This is a genomic window from Streptomyces sp. NBC_00316, assembly GCF_036158715.1.
Taxonomy (GTDB): Bacteria; Actinomycetota; Actinomycetes; order Streptomycetales; family Streptomycetaceae; genus Streptomyces.
In genome coordinates, this window is the sequence record NZ_CP108023.1 from 8,408,826 (window position 1) to 8,425,253 (window position 16,428).

A 16,428-nucleotide genomic window follows, 5' to 3' on the forward strand; every position below is an offset into this window, starting at 1 on the left:
GGCACCGCGGCGCCCTTGTCTCTGTCTGTGCGCAGGGGCTCTCCAGCGCACCGGGGGCTCCGCTCACCCCTGCCAGCCGTAGCGCTCGCGGGCCTGCCGGACCGTGTCCGGGCCGACCTCCCCGGCCCGGGCCAGCTGATCCAGGGCCGCCACGACGATCGACTCCGGGTCCACACGGAAATAGCGGCGTACCGCGTCCCGGGTGTCCGACAGACCGAAACCGTCCGTTCCCAGGGACGAGTAGTCCTGCTCGACCCACTGGCTGATCTGGTCCGGTACCTGCCGCATCCAGTCGCTGACGGCCAGCACGGGCCCGGGTGCTCCGGCCAGCGCGCGGGTGACGAACGGCACGCGTTCCTCGCCGTGCAACTGCGCCCGGTCGGCATCCAATGCGTCACGGCGCAGTTCCGTCCAGGACGTGACCGACCAGACGTCCGCGTGCACACCCCACTCGGAGGCGAGGAGGTCCTGGGCCTCCAGAGCCCAGTGGATCGCCGTGCCGGACGCCAACAGCTGGATCCGCGGCCCCGGTTCCCGGGGCTCCGCCCGGCGGAAGCGGTATATGCCCCGCAGGATTCCCTCTTCCACCTCCGGCCCTGAGGGCATCGCCGGCTGCCGCTTCGGCTCGTTGTACACCGTCAGGTAGTAGAAGATGTCCTGGGGCTGATCGCCGAACATCCGGCGGAGCCCCTCCCTGACGATCACCGCGATCTCGTAGGCGAAGGCCGGGTCGTAGCTCACCGCCGCCGGGTTGGTGGATGCCAGCAGATGAGAATGCCCGTCGGCGTGCTGCAGCCCCTCGCCGGTCATCGTCGTGCGGCCTGCTGTCGCCCCGATCACGAATCCGCGTCCCATCTGATCGGCGAGTGCCCAGAACTGGTCGCCGGTCCGCTGGAACCCGAACATCGCGTAGAAGATGTAGAAGGGGATCATGGGTTCGCCGTGTGTGGCGTACGAGGTCGCCGCCGCCGTGAACTCGGCCAGGGAACCGGCCTCGGTGATGCCCTCGTCGATGAGCTGGCCGTTCTTGGCCTCCCGGTAGTAGAGCAGTTGGTCGGCGTCGACCGGTTCGTACGTCTGCCCCTCGGGCGAGTAGATCCCGGCCGTCGGGAAGAGCGACTCCAAGCCGAACGTCCGGGCCTCGTCGGGGATGATCGGCACCCAGCGCTGCCCCGTCTCCTTGTCCCGCATCAGGTCCTTGACCAGACGGACGAGCGCCATGGTGGTGGCCACCTCCTGCTTGCCGAAGCCCTTCTGCAGGGCTTCGAAAGGCCGGGACGGCGGCTGTTGCAGCGGCTTGGCGACGACCCTGCGTGCCGGGGCGGGGCCTCCCAGGGCGGTACGCCGCTCCCGCAGATACTGCACCTCCGGCGAATCCTCACCGGGGTGCCAGTACGGCACCTGGTCCCCGCTCAGCGCGCTGTCCGGGACGGGAAGCTCCAGCGCGTCGCGCATCTGACGGAACTGCTCCGTCGTGAGCTTCTTCATCTGATGGTTGGCGTTGCGCGACTCGAAGTCCCGTCCCAGCGTGTGGCCCTTCACGGTCTGGGCCAGGATGACGGTCGGTTCCCCGCGGTGTTCCACGGCGGCCCGGTACGCGGCGTAGACCTTGAGCGGCTCGTGCCCCCCGCGCGAGTTGCTGAACATGTCGGTGAGCCGGGCGTCGCTCAGCCCCGCGGCGATGCCGGAGAGCGCGTCGCCGGTGAAGAAGTGCTTGCGTATGTAGGCGGCGTCCCGCGCAGCGTACGTCTGCATCTGGGCATCGGGCACTTCACCGAGGCGGTGGACGAGGGCCCCGGTGGTGTCCTCCCGCAGCACCGGGTCCCATGCCTCGCCCCACAGGGACTTCACGACGTTCCAGCCCGCCCCGCGGAACCGCGCCTCCAGTTCCTGCACGATCTTGGAATTGGACCGCACCGGACCGTCCAGGCGCTGCAGGTTGCAGTTGACGACGAAGGTGAGGTTGTCCAGGCCCTCACGTGCGGCGAGCGCCAGCGCAGCGGTCGACTCCGGCTCGTCCATCTCCCCGTCACCGAGGAACGCCCACACGCGGGAGCCGGAGGTGTCCTTGATACCCCGGTCGCGCAGGTAGCGGTTGAACCGGGCCTGGTAGATGGCGGCGAGCGGGCCGAGGCCCATGGAAACGGTCGGGAACTCCCACAGCCAGGGCAGACGCCGGGGGTGGGGGTACGACGGCAGTCCATGGCCGTCGGCCTCCCGCCGGAAGCCGTCCAACTGCCCCTCCGTCAGGCGCCCCTCGAGGAACACACGCGCGTAGATGCCGGGCGAGGCATGCCCCTGCATGTACAGCTGATCCCCGGAGCCGTCCCCGTCCTTGCCCTTGAAGAAGTGGTTGAACCCGATCTCATAGAGCCATGCCGCCGAGGCGTAGGTGGAGATATGGCCGCCGAGGCCCAGCCGGGAGCCTCGGGTCACCATCACCGCCGCGTTCCACCTGTTCACAGCGGTGATCCGGGACTCCATGGCCATGTCGCCGGGGAATGCCGGCTGGACCGAAGCGGGGATCGTGTTGACGTAGTCGGTGGACAGGAGCCGGGGCAGGGCAATTCCCGACCTGGCCGCGTACTCGTGCACGCGCCGCAGCAGGTACACCGCCCGTTCCGGCCCCGCGTTCCGCACGACGGCGTCGAGCGAAGCCTGCCATTCGGCGGTCTCCTCGGTGTCCGGGTCGGGCAGCTGGTCGAGTTCGCTTGTCGCAGGGGATTCGGTGGGTCGGGCCGGGTCACTCATGGCAGTCTTCCTGTTTACGGCATGAAATAGGGGAAACGCCGGCCGCGGAGGACGAACTCCGGTGCCGGACGGCAAAGGGTGGGTGTGGCGGCGGGCGATCGCCGGGACGCGGTCAGCGCCGCTCGAGCCACCGGGCGAGGGTTCTGTCACCCAGGTGGGCGGCCGGCCCGGGAAGCAGCGCCCGCTCCCCGAGTACCGCGCCGAAGAAAGGGGCGCGTGGGTCGGCGATCACTCCCCGCAGGTCGCCGCGGGCGGCCAGCAGCTTCGCGGTGAGAACGTCGAGACGGTACTCCTCGGGGCCCGCGACCTCGAGAGCGCCGAACAGCGGTACTCCCACGGCGACATGGGCGACCGAAGCGGCGACGTCGTCCGCCGACACGGGGCGTAGCAGCACCGGTGCGACGTGTACGCCGTCCGCATGCGCGTCCGAGCGCGACATGGCCTCCACGGACTCGAAGAACGGCGTGGCACGCACGAGGGAGTGGGGCATCGGCGAGCGCCGTGCCTGCTCCTCCTGATGCGCCTTGGCACGGAAGTAGCCCGCCGGTACGCGGTTGGCTCCCACGATGGACAGGGCCACGTAGTGTTCGGCGCCTGCCGCGGTTGCCGCCTGGAGGAGGTTGGCGGTCGTGGCGCCGAAGAACTCCGCACTCGTCCTCTCCGCGCGGGAGGGCGCGTCGGTGACATCCACGACCACCTCGGCGCCGCGCAGGGCCTTGGAGAGTCCTTCCCCGGTGACGACGTCGACGCCCGCGCTGCGTGATATCGGTACGACCTCCACTCCGTGGTCCCGCAGCCTCGCGACAGTCCTGGAACCGATCAGGCCGGTGGCGCCTGCAACAACGACTCTCATCCGGGTCTCTTCCTGTCGAGGGGGCACTGACCCCGTGGTGTCCGTGTGCGGGTGACGACAGCCGCTCACAACACTTAGGACAGAGCTCATGCCGTTGTTGTGACACGGCTCGGTGACATCCACCGGATCCCGGTGACGACGCAAGCGCGGCGGTGACCGCGTGTGTCACAGATCCACGTGGCACCCGGTCTTCACTACCAAACGGTCATGGAAGCGGGGACGCGCGACCACGCCACCGGTGCACGGTGTGCCGCCCGCCCCATGACGTCATGGACCTACGGAAGGTGCGACACAGTGTCGGACAAGGACTCAGCGCACGTGCACGGGACCGGCGGGCACGAGGCGTCGGCGGGCTGGATGACGGCGGCGACGATGCTCCAGGACGCTTCGCCCATCACCGTCCCCGAGGGGGCCTCGGCGATGACCATTCACGTCGAGTGGGAGCCGGGCGACCCCGGCACCCCGCCCCACCGCCACTCGGGGCCGGCCTTCGGGTACGTCATCGAGGGTGCGGTCCGTTTCGAGCTGGAGGGCGAGCCCGAGCGGGTGGTGGAGGCCGGCGGGACGTTCTGGGAGCCGGGCGGTGACGCGATCCACTACCAGGACGGCAACGCACTGGCGGACGCTCGTACGCGGTTCGTGGTGACGATGATGTGCGCGCCGGGCAAGCCCATGCTTGAGCTGGTCGACGAGAAGGAGCTGGCTCAGCGGGCCCACCTGCGCGCCCCACGGTCCACCGACTGATCCGTCCGCCCGATTGCACACGCCGGTTCCGGCCGGAGCCGGCCGGTTCCATGGGAGGTCGCGACACGGCATGAGTGCCCGCGATGTCGTGTACTGCCTGCTGACAGTGTTGTTCGCGGCCGCGGCGGTGCGCGGGCTGCGGCAGGGAGTCCTGTCACGAAGCCCGGGGCGGCGCCGGCGCGTCGACCAACTCCTGCACGCCGCCATGGCCCTGGCCATGGCGGCGATGCCCTGGACCTGGGGCGGGGTCCTGCCGGATGTGGCGCAGACGGTCCTCTTCGCGGCTGCCGCACTGTGGTTCCCGCTGACAGCCGTCCGCCGCCGCCAAGAGTCCGGACTGCTCGCGACGGCAAGAAGGATGCCCCACGCGGCCGGCATGGCCGCGATGGCCTGGATGGGCTGGATGGGCCATGCCACGATGGGCCGGTCGCACGAGAACCTGGCCGGAGTACTTCCGGCAACGCCGCACGCGGGGCATCTCGCGCATGCCGCGGGGGAACCGGCGGCCCGCGAAGCGGTCACCGCGGTGCTGGCGCTGTACCTGCTGGCGTGCGGGCTCCGGTCGCTGACCCGCCAGATGCTGCGCTCGGCCGCCGGGTTTGCGGAACCGGTGGACAGGCCCGCCCTTCGGGAGTCATACGGCCTCTTCTGGGACGGATTGATGTTCCTGGGAACGGCCGTCACGCTGCTCATGCCTCACTGAGCGCGTGCGGGCCGCCCTGCGGCACACGCAGGAAGTCGCTTCGTACGCATCGATCCACTCGGCGCCGTCGAAAGGACGAACGGGACCGTCGAGGATGCGGCTGAATCCGAAATCGATTGCTGGAAGCGGGACTTGGCGCCGTCCGCCGTCGCCTTCCGCTCGACTCCGCAGCGCCCGGACCCACCCCGGGTCGTCTCTGTGGTCGCCGGACGGTGAATGGCGTTCTCTCCGGCCTCACCGTTACCGGGTGGTGTGTTCACCGGACGGGAGACAGCGGTGAGGCCGCTGCTGTCTCCCGGCATACCTGTTGCGGGTACGACGTGTTCGACGTCCGTGGCCATGCGATCCACGTGCGCTCCCCCGGATGACCGGGGGAGCGCGGCTGCCTGTGACATTCGATGCCGGGCCGGAGAGGCGGCGGCGCTCATTTCCGGTCCCGTCCGCAATCGCGGACGGGACCGGTTGCTATGCCTGGGTCTCGGGCCGGCCGGTCCGAGACCAGTGGGTGTGAAAGCTGCCGGGACGGTCGGTGCGCCGATAGGTGTGGGCACCGAAGTAGTCGCGCTGTCCCTGGATGAGAGCGGTCGGCAGGTGCGCGGTGCGCAGCGTGTCGTACGAGGCCAGCGCCGCGGCGAAGGCCGGGACGGGAATGCCCCACCGCGCGGCGGAGGCGACCGTCTCGCGCCATGGCACCTGTGCGTCGGACATCTCCTCGGCGAAGTCCTTCTCGGCGAGCAGGCTGCTCATGCCCGGGTCGGCCGAGTACGCGGCCCGGACGCGGTCGAGGAAGGCGGCGCGGATGATGCAGCCGGCCCGCCAGATACGGGCGACGTCGGCGAGGTCGATGTCCCAGCCGAACTCGGTTGCCGCACGCTGGATCATCGCCCAGCCCTGGTCGTAGGCGATGAGCTTCGACGCGTACAGGGCGTGCTCGACCTGGGAGGCGAACCGGGCGGCATCGGTGCGGCTGAGCGCCGGCGTGGTGCCGCCCGGCAGTCCCCGGTAGGCGTCGCGCAGGTTGTGGCGGCCCGAGGCGGTGCGGGCGAAGGTGGCCTCGGCGATCGCGGTCACCGGCGAGGCCAGGTCCAGCGCGGTCTGCACGGTCCAGCGGCCGGTGCCCTTCTGGCCCGCGGCGTCATCGACCACGTCGACGAACGGTGCGCCGGTCTGCGCGTCGGTGTGGGCGAGGACCTCGGCGCTGACCTCGATCAGATAGGAGTTGAGCCGGCCCTGGTTCCACGTGCGGCAGATCTCCGATATCTCGGCGGGGGTGTATCCGGCCGCCCCGCGGAGCAGGTGGTAGGCCTCGGCCAGTAGTTGCATGTCGGCGTACTCGATGCCGTTGTGCACCATCTTGACGAAGTGCCCGGCACCGTCGCTGCCGAGGTGCGCGCAACACGGTTCGCCGTCGGCCTTGGCGCTGATGTCCTCCAGCATGGGGCCGAGGAGGGCATAGGCCTCCGCCGATCCGCCGACCATGATCGACGGCCCGTTGAGTGCACCTTCCTCTCCACCGGAGATCCCGGCTCCGACGAAGTGGATACCCCGTGCGCGAAGGGAGGCCTCGCGGCGGCGGGTGTCGGCGAAGTGTGCGTTGCCACCGTCGATGATCATGTCGCCCGGCTCCAGGAGTGGAGCAAGTTCGCCGATGACGGAGTCGACGGCCGCACCCGCCTGAACCATGATCAGTAGTTTGCGGGGGCGGTCGAGGGCCGCCACGAACTCCTCGGCGGTCAGCGTGGGCAGGAAGGTGCCCTCATGGCCGAACTCCTCCACGAGCGCGCGGGAGCGGTGCGCGGTGCGGTTGTGCACGGCGACGGTGTATCCGTGCCGTGCGAAATTGCGGGCCAGATTACGGCCCATGACGCCGAGTCCCGTGACTCCGATGTGTGCGGTTTCCTGCATGGTGATGCCGACTCCTAGGGCCGTGGGTGAAGGATGGCGGCGGATCCCGCCGAGCGTGCGAAGCGGCACCGCCCCGCGAAGGGAGCGGTACCGCCCCCCACCGGGAGGGAGAGGCGGGCCGGTCCGCCGGGAGGGCGAGCGAGCGCGGTGACTTTCGAACGACGTGTCACCTTGCGCGCACCGTCCGGATCCGGCGGCTCGGGCAGCCTCGACCCCCGTCATGATCAGGAGAGTTCGAGTCCTCCGTCGATCGTGAGGATCTGTCCGGTGACGTGGCTGCCCTGCGGGTCGGCGATCCGCAGGATCCAGTCCGCGACGTCCCTGGGATGGCCGAGCCGGCCCGTGGGGATGCGTTCGCGTTCGTTGGTGCGGATTTCGGTGACGGCGTCTTCGTCGAGCCCGGCCGCAGCGAGGACGTCGGTCTCGGTGGGACCGGGCGCGATGGCGTTCACCCGTACCCCCTCGGGGGCGAGTTCGAGTGCCCAGCTTCGGGTCAGCTGTTCCAGGGCGCTCTTGCTGGCGGCGTAGTGCGCTCCACCGGCCAGGGGTCGGTGGCCGTACGTGCTCGACACGTTGACGATAGAACCGGACGACTTCCGCAGGTGCGGCAGAGCCGCGTGAGCGAGCAGGCTCGGTGCCGTCACATTGACGTCGAACAGGTCGGTGATCACCGCGCGGTCCGTCTCCGCCAGCGGCATCAGGGCGGCGACACCGGCGTTGTTCACCAGGAGGTCGAGCCGGCCCCATCGATCCACGGCGGCGGTGACGATCCTGTCGGCGGCACCCTCCGCGCAGATGTCGGACGACAGGACCGCGATGTTGGAGTGCGCGCGAGCGGTCTCCTCCAGTGCCTCCTGCCGCCGTCCCACGCCGAGGACGCGTGCTCCTGAGGCTGCCAGGGCGACCGCGGTGGCCTGGCCGATGCCGGATCCCGCTCCTGTGACGATGGCGACGTGGTCCGTGAAGCGCAGGGCTGTAGAGCTGGGCATTGCATCCCTTTGTTCGATGTCCGTCCGAAATCGAGCAATGTGGTGGGCGCCTGAGTGACTTTGTGGCTGTGGAGCCTGTTCCACCGTGTTCGGGGATCGGAACGGTGTGTTTTCCGTCGGATGGGCAGCCGGCGGCGGCGACCGGCGCCGGTGCCGTCCTCGGGACGGGGAGTGACGCAGCGAAAGTGTGCGACCGGTTGGGGCCGGAGGTCCGTCTCCCCGTCGTTGGTCGGGGCGACGTGGAGACGGACGGCAGGTGTCCGGTGGCGGTGCCGGTGTGTCAGCCGAACTGGCCGGGCTGGTAGGCGCCGGCGGGCTGCTGGGTGAGGACGTTGATGCGGTTGTAGGCGTTGATGATGGCGAGGAGGGAGATGAGCGCGACGAGCTGGTCCTCGTCGTAGTACTTGGCGGCGTTCGCCCAGGCCTCGTCCGTGACTCCACCGGCCGCGTCGGCGATGCGCGTGGCCTGCTCGGCCACTTCCAGCGCGGCGCGCTCGGCGTCGGTGAAGACCGTGGCCTCCCGCCAGGCCGCCACCAGGTTCAGGCGCTGCTGGGTCTCTCCCGCCTGGGCGGCGTCCTTGGTGTGCATGTCGGTGCAGAAGCCGCAGCCGTTGATCTGGCTGGCGCGGATCTTCACCAGTTCCTGCGTCGCATGCGGCAGCGTCGAGTCCGACGCGACCTTGGTGGCGGAATTGATGTGCTTCAGCACCTTGGCTCCGAGCGCATTGCCGAAGTAGTCGAGTCGCGCATCCATGGTGTGATCTCCTTGCGGTAGTGCGGATACACAGTACTGACCGGGAGGGTCGGCGAACTGTGACAGGTCGGGGAGTGTGACGTGCTTCTCCGCTTGGTCTGCCGAGAGGTCCGACGAGAGGGCCACGCAATGTGAATACGATGTGACACGGTGTTGCTTTTCGGTGATGCGGCCACGAATGCGCTCCGCACACGGTTGCACGCGTTCTCGCTCCACGCGCCGAAGCCGACGGGACGCTGAACACCGGAAGCCGGTGGGTCGTTCACGGCCGGCTCCGCCCGGACGGTGCCATCGGGAGTTCCGCCGTCCACGACTCCGTACGGGTCAATCCTCCTGCGAAGGGCCGCTGATCAGGCCCGCGATTCTGATTCACGGCGTCCCGGCCTCCCGCATGTGTGGGCGGCGTTCGTCGGCACGTGTCCCGGTGACCGCTCGCGTCGCGTCCCTTCAGCAGGACCTGGTCCGTACGTGGGCCGGCGACAACGGACCGATCAGCGCCGAGCACGTCCGGCATCCTCTCGCCCGGGCCTGGCAGGACCCGGTCGCCGGCGACCGCTCGATGAGCGAACTGGAGCCGGAGACGTTCGACCATGGGCGCCGCGTGGGAACCGGCGCTGTGTGTCCGCGCCGTGCCTGGTGTGCTTGGGTGCGCTCGATCCCGCCTGCCGGATCGAGTTCGGTGAGAGGCTCGGTGCCACCCTGCGCGCTAGCGAGATCGTCAGGCTCGAATGCAATCACTGGACGGTCCTGCAACGGCCCGCCGAGGTCGCCACGGTCCTCGAGGCGCACTGGGGCAGGCACGCGGGCAGGTGGTGTGCGGCCGTCGCACGGGCAGATAGTGTCCGGGCCGTCGCGCGGGCGGCCGGGGCGTGCGGGACCGCTGCCCCTGCCGGATGTGCGTGGTGACGCCGTGCCCGACCAGGGTGGCCACGGCATGACCACGTACCACCACGCAGTCCCCACGGGGTTTCACGGGCGCGATCGGCTGCCCCCCTGCGCGACGTTGGCTGGAGTCACATCTCAGACCACCGACCCAGGCAACAGAGGAGCCGATTGTGTACACATATCTGGTCGAATCCGGACGGGCTTCGCGGGCAGCGGGAGCGACGGCCACATCGACGATGGGCGAACAGGAGGACGCGACGTCAGTGTTCCTCCGTGCCCGACCCGTACTGTTCAATATCGCCAACCAGATCCTTGGAGACGCGAGCGAAGCCGAAGATGTCATCCAAGAGGCGTGGCTCCGGTGGCATGGCACAGACCGCACGGTCGTCCTGAGCCCGCCGGCCCTGCTCAGGACGGCAACCGTCCGGCTGGCCATCAACGTGGTCCAGTCCGCCCGGAGACGTCGAGAATGCAGCGCCACGCCGTGGCTGCCGGAACTGGTCGATACCGCCACGACCCCGGAGGTGGCGGCCGAACAGCAGGATTCCGTCGAACGAGCGGTTCTCCGGCTGATGGAAACACTGACGCCGAGACAACGTGCCGCGTACGTGCTGCGGGAGGGGTTCGGCTACCCGTACGACCGGATCGCCGAGCTCCTGAGCCTGAGCGTCGCCAACGCGAGGCAGCAGGTCGCACGCGCCCAGGGGCGTCTCGCCACACCCCGTCACAGTCAGCCGACGGACTCGATCGCCCATCGCCGGCTTGTTCAGGCGTTCTCTGCGGCAGCCCGCTCAGGTGACCTCGCCCGCCTCGAAGAGGTCCTGTGCACGGACGCCGGCCACCGTCCCGAACGAGTGCCGCTGCCGCGGCAGGGCGCGCGAGCGACCCTGAGCAGGCCATCCCCGGGGTCTCCTTGATCATCGGACCCGCTGTGGCTCGGATCCTCTTCCGCGCCCCGGACCGCCGGGGCAGGAGCGCGTCTGCAGCGCAGGGACCGTGGTGTACGCGGGTGCTGGGCCGTAGAAGTGAGCGCCGGGCGCCGGACCGGTTTGCGGCTGACGTGCGGTGCCGGCGACGCCCCGGAACGAGGTCCCGGATCGCCTTCCGTGCCTGTCCGTGCGGGAAGCAACCGTGTGAGTGCCGGAGGACGGAGGGCTCCGTCGCTGAACACTGCTTTCTTCATGTCCCAACGTGTGTCGCCGGATGCAAACATTTGGTAGTGTCCTGGCAGTGTTCCGGAAGCCGGGCGTACTACCCCTACGAACGGTTATCGGAACGTGCCGCCTGCGAACAGTCGTTGCAGTCGGTGTTCCGGGTGCCCTGTAGTCCCACAGGCGAGTGGTGCCCGGGACCTCCCGTCGCTCGGCATCCGAATAGTGCACCACAACGTTGCCCGAAGGTTGTCTTTCCCACAGCATGAGCGGGACAGCCCGCAGGGCCCGTGGCGGCGTACCACTCGGTCACGTCCGTCGGGACGGTGTGTCGAAGGCACTCAGAACGTTGTTGTCTCAGGCAAGGGCTGTGGTGGGCGGTTGGTCGGGGAGCGTGGTGCGGAGTTGTTTTCGAGAGCTGATGCCGAGTTTGGCGTACACCTTCCGCAGGTGCCATTCGATGGTGTGCGGGCTGAGGAACAGTTGCGCGCCGATCTCGGGATTCGTCAGCCCGTCGCCGGCCAGGCGTGCTATCTGCGTTTCCTGAGGCGTCAGTTTCGCCCGGGTCTCGACCACGGGTTTGCGAACCGTCTCTCCGGTCGCCTGAAGCTCGCGACGAGCGCGTTCCGCGAACGCGTCGGCGCCCATCCGACTGAGCATCCGGTGGGCGGTACCCAGTTGGTTGCGTGCGTCAAGACTTCGGTTCTCGCGACGCAGCCACTCACCGTAAAGGAGCCGGGCCCGGGCAAGAACCGCGCGGACCTCGGTCCGGCCGAGCAGCTCGATCCCCTCCTGGTACAGGGCGTCGGCGGCCTCCCCGTCGCTCACCAACGCTCGCGCGCCCGCCAAGGTGCCCATGGCCCAGTCGGTGCCGCTGGCCTGTGCCAGCTCACTGAGACTCTGGACGGCCTCGGTGGCGCGCGCCAGCCTTCCGGTCCGCACCGCCGCCTCGACGAGCTCGACCAGCGACGAGAACGACAAGCCCATTTCCTGCGGGTTCTTGTACCCCTGCTCGGCCGCGATGTACGCCTCCTCGTACCGGCCGAGGCCGTTGTGGAGCACCGCGGTCGCCCACTGGGTAGCGGTCAGAACCTTTCCTTCGCTTCGAAGGAGCCTGTCTCTCGTGACTGCTTCGATCGCATGACGCGTTGCGGACTCGCGCCCCCTCCATGGTTCGAGTACCAAGGCTCCGTACTGCGCGAAGAAGCGGCTGCCTGTCGCCTCACCGATCGTCACCGCTTCGACGGCGAGCGAGTCCGCGCCGGCGAGATCGCCGGCGAAGACCCGGTTCGACAGGCGCAGGAGGAGGGACGGTGGCAGCACCGACAGGGTCCCCGTCTCGCGTGCCAGGTCGACCAACCGCGCGGAGAGCACGCTCCAGCTGTCGAAATCCCAGACATTGTGGGCCATGCGACATGCGAGCGGGAGCCAGCCGAGACCCTCTTCCCGGGAAACTCCTTCGGTTCGGAAGGCGGTCACCGCCCGTCTCAGCATCGGCGCTCCGGCGGCGTAGCCATCGGTCGCGACCACGGCGAGGCCCTCCAGGAGCTTGTCGGCGTGCCCCGGCTGGGGCGTCGGCGGTGCGGCAAGCACTGCCTGGGCAACCTCCACGACTCCACCGCTCGGCAATCGGCCCGCGGTGAGAGCCGCGTACAACGCGTCGCGATAGGTCTGGCGGGAAAGCCCGGGGTCGAGCGCCTCCAGGCGCCCGGCGGCTTCGATCAGCAGCGGCAAGCCCACGGCGGCGCCTCGGACGGCGAACGTGATCTGACCGCGCAACAGGATCGACCGGGCAAGCCCGAGTTCGTCGAGAGTGCTGAGTTCCGCCGCGTCCAGCAGTGCGAGCGCGGTGTCGAACGCGCCGGCCTGGTACTTGGCCCAGGCCGCGGCCAACGTCCGGACACCGCGACGTGTCGCGTCGGGGGTCAGTTCGGCTGCCCGGCCGAGGAACGCGGCTGCCGCCGCGACACCTCCGCGCGCCTGCGCACGGTTGGCCGAGTGTTCCAGTTCGGCCACGACCTCGTCGGGTCCCGCCGCGGCACGCGCGAGGTGCCACGCTCGACGATCAGGATCCGCCTGCCGGTCAGTGGCCTCGGCCAGGGCGCGGTGCACCTCGGTGAGCTCGGACGAGGTCGCGGTGCGGTAGGAGGCCGAGCGCACCAGCGGATGGCGGAACCGCACCCGCGTGCGCAACTCGACCAATCCCGCCGACAACGCAGGGGACGCCGCCTCCATACCGACCCCGAGGCTCTGCGCCGCACGTCTCAGCAGGACCAGGTCCCCGACCGGCTCGGCGGCTGCGACCAGCAACAGTTTCTGTGTCGACGGCGGAAGCGACTGAACCTGCCTGACGAAGCTCTGCTCGATCCGACTCGTCAGCGGCCGCGCATCCGGCGCGGCGAAACCGCCGGCCAAGTCGGCGGCAGTCAGCCCGAGGGGCAACTCCAGGAGGGCGAGCGGGTTCCCGCGTGCTTCGGCCAGGATTCTGCTCCGGACATGGTCGTCGAGCCTGCCCGGCAGCACCGAATCCAGGAGGGCCTCTGCGTCCCGATCGTCCAAACCCTCAACGGTCAGCTGTCGGAGTCCCTTGAGATCGCGCTCCTCGACCGGCTCGCGCACCGCAAACACCAAGCCGACCGACTCGGCGCGCAGTCGCCGTGAGACGAAGCCGAGAATCTGTGCCGAAGCGCGATCGAGCCACTGCGCGTCATCTATGAGGCATATCAGAGGACGCGCCGCAGCTGTTTCGGCCAGCCGGTTGAGAATTGCCAGCCCGAGCAGGAAACGATTCGGTGGATCCCCTTCCGACAGCCCGAATGCCACGCCCAGTGCTTCGCGCTGCGGAACAGGAAGGTGATCGATATCGTCGAGGGTCGGCCTCGACCCCGGCCGATCGGACGATTCGGCAATGGGTGGCGCGCGCCGACAGATAGTCCAACAGCGCGGTCTTGCCCACGCCTGCCTCACCACGCACGACAAGGACGCCGCTCTGACCGGCTCGAACGCCTGCCGCGAGCTGATCCAAAGCCTTGCACTCGTCCCGCCGGCCTCGCAGCTCCACCTCGGAACCCTTGCTCACAGTGACTACCCCCGGTATGAGCCTATGTCTCCCGTTGCACGCCATGCCACGCGTGATCGACATGCGGACACCGGCCGAAGATGTGACCTGGGCAGTCGTACGGTGCCTGCAGCAAGAGGGCCGTAGTCGTGGCGCTTGCCGGCCTGGAGCCTGTCCTGACTCCGGCGACGGGAGCAGGCGTTTTCGGTGACCGGCCCGGGGTGGGCCAGCGCGACGCAGCGGCGGCCATGTCTACGGCTGTGCGGCCGGCAGGGGGATGCCGCCGAGCGGCAGGACGATGTCCGTTCCTGTGAAGCCGCGGCGGACGGCGCGCTGTGCACGTGCCCGGGCCGTGAGTGCCTCGGCGACATCGCAGAGGTGGTGGATCGCGTCCCGGACCTCAGAATGTCGCATGCTGGCCAGGTGCGGCATCGACGGGCCTCCGATACCGGCGAGGGGCGCCACGTGTGCCTTGATGAGACGGTTCGGTCCGACGTGCCGCCGAACGTGCTCGCGGGCCGAGTCGCCGCAGCAGGTGAAGACCTTCTCTTCCTTGGTCATTTCTGCGTTCACCGCCCGTCGCGGGAGAGGACCCCCGCCTTGGTCGATTCGAGCGGCCGGAACCAAGCGGGAATTTCTGAGAGACCGCACTGAGCGACAATTCTTCGGAGACCGCTTCCGGATGGTGTGGGCGGAATCACGAATTGCGTCGCGCAGCTGTTACGTGGGACATAGCTATTTCATCGATTTCCTTTTTATCCTCGCGCCATGCCTCGAAATTCGTTCGCTCCGCTGGCCGTCGCATTCGTCCGGCGCCACCCGTCGCACTACGCCCTGGCGGCGCTCGCGCTCGCCATGACCGGCTGGGCGGCGTCGGGCGGCCTCGCCGACCCGGCCAGGGCCGACGAGCCGAGGACCGCCCCGCGGTCGGGCGCGATGGCCGGGCCGCTGCCCGGGATCGTCCAGCCCCGCGTGGTCCCTGCACTGTCGTCCGCGTCCGCCACGGGTGCAGCCTCGCCGTCGGTGACCGAGACGGGCCTGCGGACCGCCGGGACCGGTGTGGCTCCTGATCAGATACTGTCCCGGCAGCTCGCGCCGGTCGTGGCGGCCACCCCCGCCTCGCTCTCGGTGGCGGTGCTCGACCCGGCCGACGGGCGCGCGGCACGGTACGGCGTGCGGGCGGGGACGACATACGACACGGCGAGCATCGTGAAGGTCGACATCCTGGCGGCCCTGTTGCTCCAGGCCCAGGATCAGCACCGTGAGCTCACGGCGCAGGAGAAGGAGTCCGCCTCGCTGATGATCAGGATCAGCGACAACGCGTCCGCCAACGCGCTGTGGCGCGTGATCGGCGAGGCGCCCGGCCTGAACGCCGCCAACCGCAGGCTCGGCCTGACCGGCACCACCGGCGGCAGTGACGGGCACTGGGGGCTCACCCAGACCACCGCGACGGATCAGCTCGCCCTGCTGACTTCCGTCTTCGGCACCGACTCCCCACTGGACGCGGCGTCCCGGACCTACCTGCGCAGCCTCATGGGTGGCATAGAGGCAGGCCAGGACTGGGGGGTTTCAGCGGCCGGCCCCGCCACCGGACTGAAGAACGGCTGGCTGCAGCGGACCGCGACCGGTCGCTGGGACGTCAACAGCATCGGTCTCGTCCGGGTGGACGGTCACGACCGCCTGGTGGCGGTGCTGTCGCGGGGCAACGTCACCATGGCGGACGGCGTCACGCTGGTGGAGAAGGCGGCCAAGGCAGCGGTACAGGCCCTGGGGACGACCGCCTGACCCCGCACCGTCACCGCAGCCGCGCTTCCGTCGCGCGCCACGGCTTCGGCCCGGCCCCGGTCATGGCGGAGCAAGTCCCCCTCGTCCTGCTCCGAACCTTCCGGCTTCCCCATGGCGAGTACCTCGACTGCGAGGTCGCCGGCCGTCCCGCAGCGGAACCCGCTCTGTGGTTCACCGGCCATCCGCTGCCGGTTACGGCACCGTTCCGGTCTGCCCACGAGTCGCATATTGCCCGCGCGGGGCTGTGGCCGCCGGCCGACAGGACGAGGCCGGCCCGAGTCGGTGGGGGACTACTGGTACCAGTCGTCTCCGCCCTCGGCGAGCGAGCGTCCGAGGTAGTCCCGGAGGTCGCGGGCCACCCAGCGGCGGCTGTCGTTCTCGTGTTCCCAGACGAAGACGTCCGGCCTCCGGGGCGTCTGCACGAAGGCGAACTGGTCGCCGCCACCGTTGTCCCCGAAGAACAGGAGAGCGTCGAACGGCATGTACAACTGGGCGAAGGAGCTGTCCGACCGGAAGGAGAGGTTCCGATCGATGATCTGCTCGATGGTCCAGACCGTGTCGACGCTGGTCCACCCCATGATTCCGTTGCTCTCCAGCAGCAACTGCGCCAGCTCGGCCGGCAGCTCGCTTCCGAGCCTCCGCTCCGCCTCCGCCAGCATCGAACCGTCGGAGGGATCCCTGAAACCGGCATTCCGGTACGCGTCGAGCGCTACCTGTTTCCACATGCTCCGGAAGCGTAGCGATCTCCGTACGGGAAGCCCACGCAGGGTGAGTCGCGCTCAGTGACAACACGCGGAAGCATCTGGCCGGTGATCGTTGTCGGTCCGACCGGCATGGATCAGCATCACCC

Annotated in this window: 13 protein-coding genes; 4 read left to right on the forward strand and 9 right to left on the reverse strand. The window is 69.3% G+C overall.

Features of this window, described 5'->3' with window-relative positions; translation table 11 throughout:
* Window positions 1-63: 63 nt before the first annotated feature.
* Window positions 64-2,751: a pyruvate dehydrogenase (acetyl-transferring), homodimeric type gene (gene aceE / locus OG878_RS37580; RefSeq protein ID WP_328890919.1), complete on the reverse strand. Its 2,688-nt coding sequence runs from the start codon at window positions 2,749-2,751 to the stop codon at window positions 64-66.
* 112 nt (window positions 2,752-2,863) lie between these two features.
* A complete protein-coding gene (locus OG878_RS37585; protein WP_328890920.1) occupies window positions 2,864-3,604 on the reverse strand; it encodes an SDR family oxidoreductase in 741 nt (246 codons plus the stop codon).
* A 357-nt stretch (window positions 3,605-3,961) separates the two neighbouring features.
* Between OG878_RS37585 and OG878_RS37590 the strand changes: the two genes are divergently transcribed.
* Window positions 3,962-4,348, forward strand: a complete 387-nt coding sequence (locus OG878_RS37590) for a cupin domain-containing protein (RefSeq protein WP_443049290.1) — start codon at window positions 3,962-3,964, stop codon at window positions 4,346-4,348.
* A gap of 70 nt (window positions 4,349-4,418) precedes the next feature.
* On the forward strand, window positions 4,419-5,051 hold the full coding sequence (locus tag OG878_RS37595; RefSeq protein ID WP_328890921.1) for a DUF5134 domain-containing protein: 633 nt from the start codon (window positions 4,419-4,421) through the stop codon (window positions 5,049-5,051).
* Between the two features lie 465 nt (window positions 5,052-5,516).
* Here OG878_RS37595 and gndA read toward each other — a convergent pair whose 3' ends face one another.
* From gndA to OG878_RS37610, 3 genes are all read right to left on the reverse strand, one after another.
* Window positions 5,517-6,956 carry an NADP-dependent phosphogluconate dehydrogenase gene (gene gndA / locus OG878_RS37600; RefSeq protein WP_328890922.1) on the reverse strand — a complete coding sequence of 480 codons (1,440 nt, stop codon included), beginning with the start codon at window positions 6,954-6,956 and terminating at the stop codon, window positions 5,517-5,519.
* A gap of 224 nt (window positions 6,957-7,180) precedes the next feature.
* Complete coding sequence (locus OG878_RS37605) at window positions 7,181-7,945, reverse strand: SDR family NAD(P)-dependent oxidoreductase (protein WP_328890923.1); 765 nt, start codon at window positions 7,943-7,945, stop codon at window positions 7,181-7,183.
* A 280-nt stretch (window positions 7,946-8,225) separates the two neighbouring features.
* Window positions 8,226-8,699, reverse strand: coding sequence for a carboxymuconolactone decarboxylase family protein (locus OG878_RS37610; RefSeq protein WP_328885775.1), 474 nt, complete (start codon window positions 8,697-8,699; stop codon window positions 8,226-8,228).
* 1,055 nt (window positions 8,700-9,754) lie between these two features.
* On the opposite strand from OG878_RS37610, the gene OG878_RS37615 reads away from it, so the two are divergent.
* On the forward strand, window positions 9,755-10,501 hold the full coding sequence (locus tag OG878_RS37615; RefSeq protein ID WP_328890924.1) for a sigma-70 family RNA polymerase sigma factor: 747 nt from the start codon (window positions 9,755-9,757) through the stop codon (window positions 10,499-10,501).
* Window positions 10,502-11,092: 591 nt separating this feature from the next.
* Here OG878_RS37615 and OG878_RS37620 read toward each other — a convergent pair.
* The 3 genes from OG878_RS37620 to OG878_RS37630 all read right to left on the reverse strand — a co-directional run bounded on the left by OG878_RS37620 (window position 11,093) and on the right by OG878_RS37630 (window position 14,354).
* Window positions 11,093-13,558, reverse strand: coding sequence for a LuxR C-terminal-related transcriptional regulator (locus tag OG878_RS37620; protein WP_328890925.1), 2,466 nt, complete (start codon window positions 13,556-13,558; stop codon window positions 11,093-11,095).
* Window positions 13,443-13,877, reverse strand: coding sequence for an ATP-binding protein (locus OG878_RS37625; protein WP_328890926.1), 435 nt, complete (start codon window positions 13,875-13,877; stop codon window positions 13,443-13,445). The genes OG878_RS37620 and OG878_RS37625 overlap by 116 nt, the downstream gene beginning before the upstream one ends.
* Before the next feature lie 168 nt (window positions 13,878-14,045).
* The gene (locus OG878_RS37630) at window positions 14,046-14,354 is read right to left on the reverse strand and encodes a hypothetical protein (RefSeq protein ID WP_328890927.1); all 309 of its coding nucleotides are present in this window, start codon (window positions 14,352-14,354) and stop codon (window positions 14,046-14,048) included.
* A 207-nt stretch (window positions 14,355-14,561) separates the two neighbouring features.
* Here OG878_RS37630 and OG878_RS37635 point away from each other — a divergent pair, with 207 nt between their 5' ends.
* On the forward strand, window positions 14,562-15,578 hold the full coding sequence (locus tag OG878_RS37635) for a serine hydrolase (RefSeq protein ID WP_328890928.1): 1,017 nt from the start codon (window positions 14,562-14,564) through the stop codon (window positions 15,576-15,578).
* A gap of 290 nt (window positions 15,579-15,868) precedes the next feature.
* Here OG878_RS37635 and OG878_RS37640 read toward each other — a convergent pair whose 3' ends face one another.
* The gene (locus tag OG878_RS37640; RefSeq protein ID WP_328890929.1) at window positions 15,869-16,303 is read right to left on the reverse strand and encodes an SMI1/KNR4 family protein; all 435 of its coding nucleotides are present in this window, start codon (window positions 16,301-16,303) and stop codon (window positions 15,869-15,871) included.
* Between the last annotated feature and the right edge of the window lie 125 nt (window positions 16,304-16,428).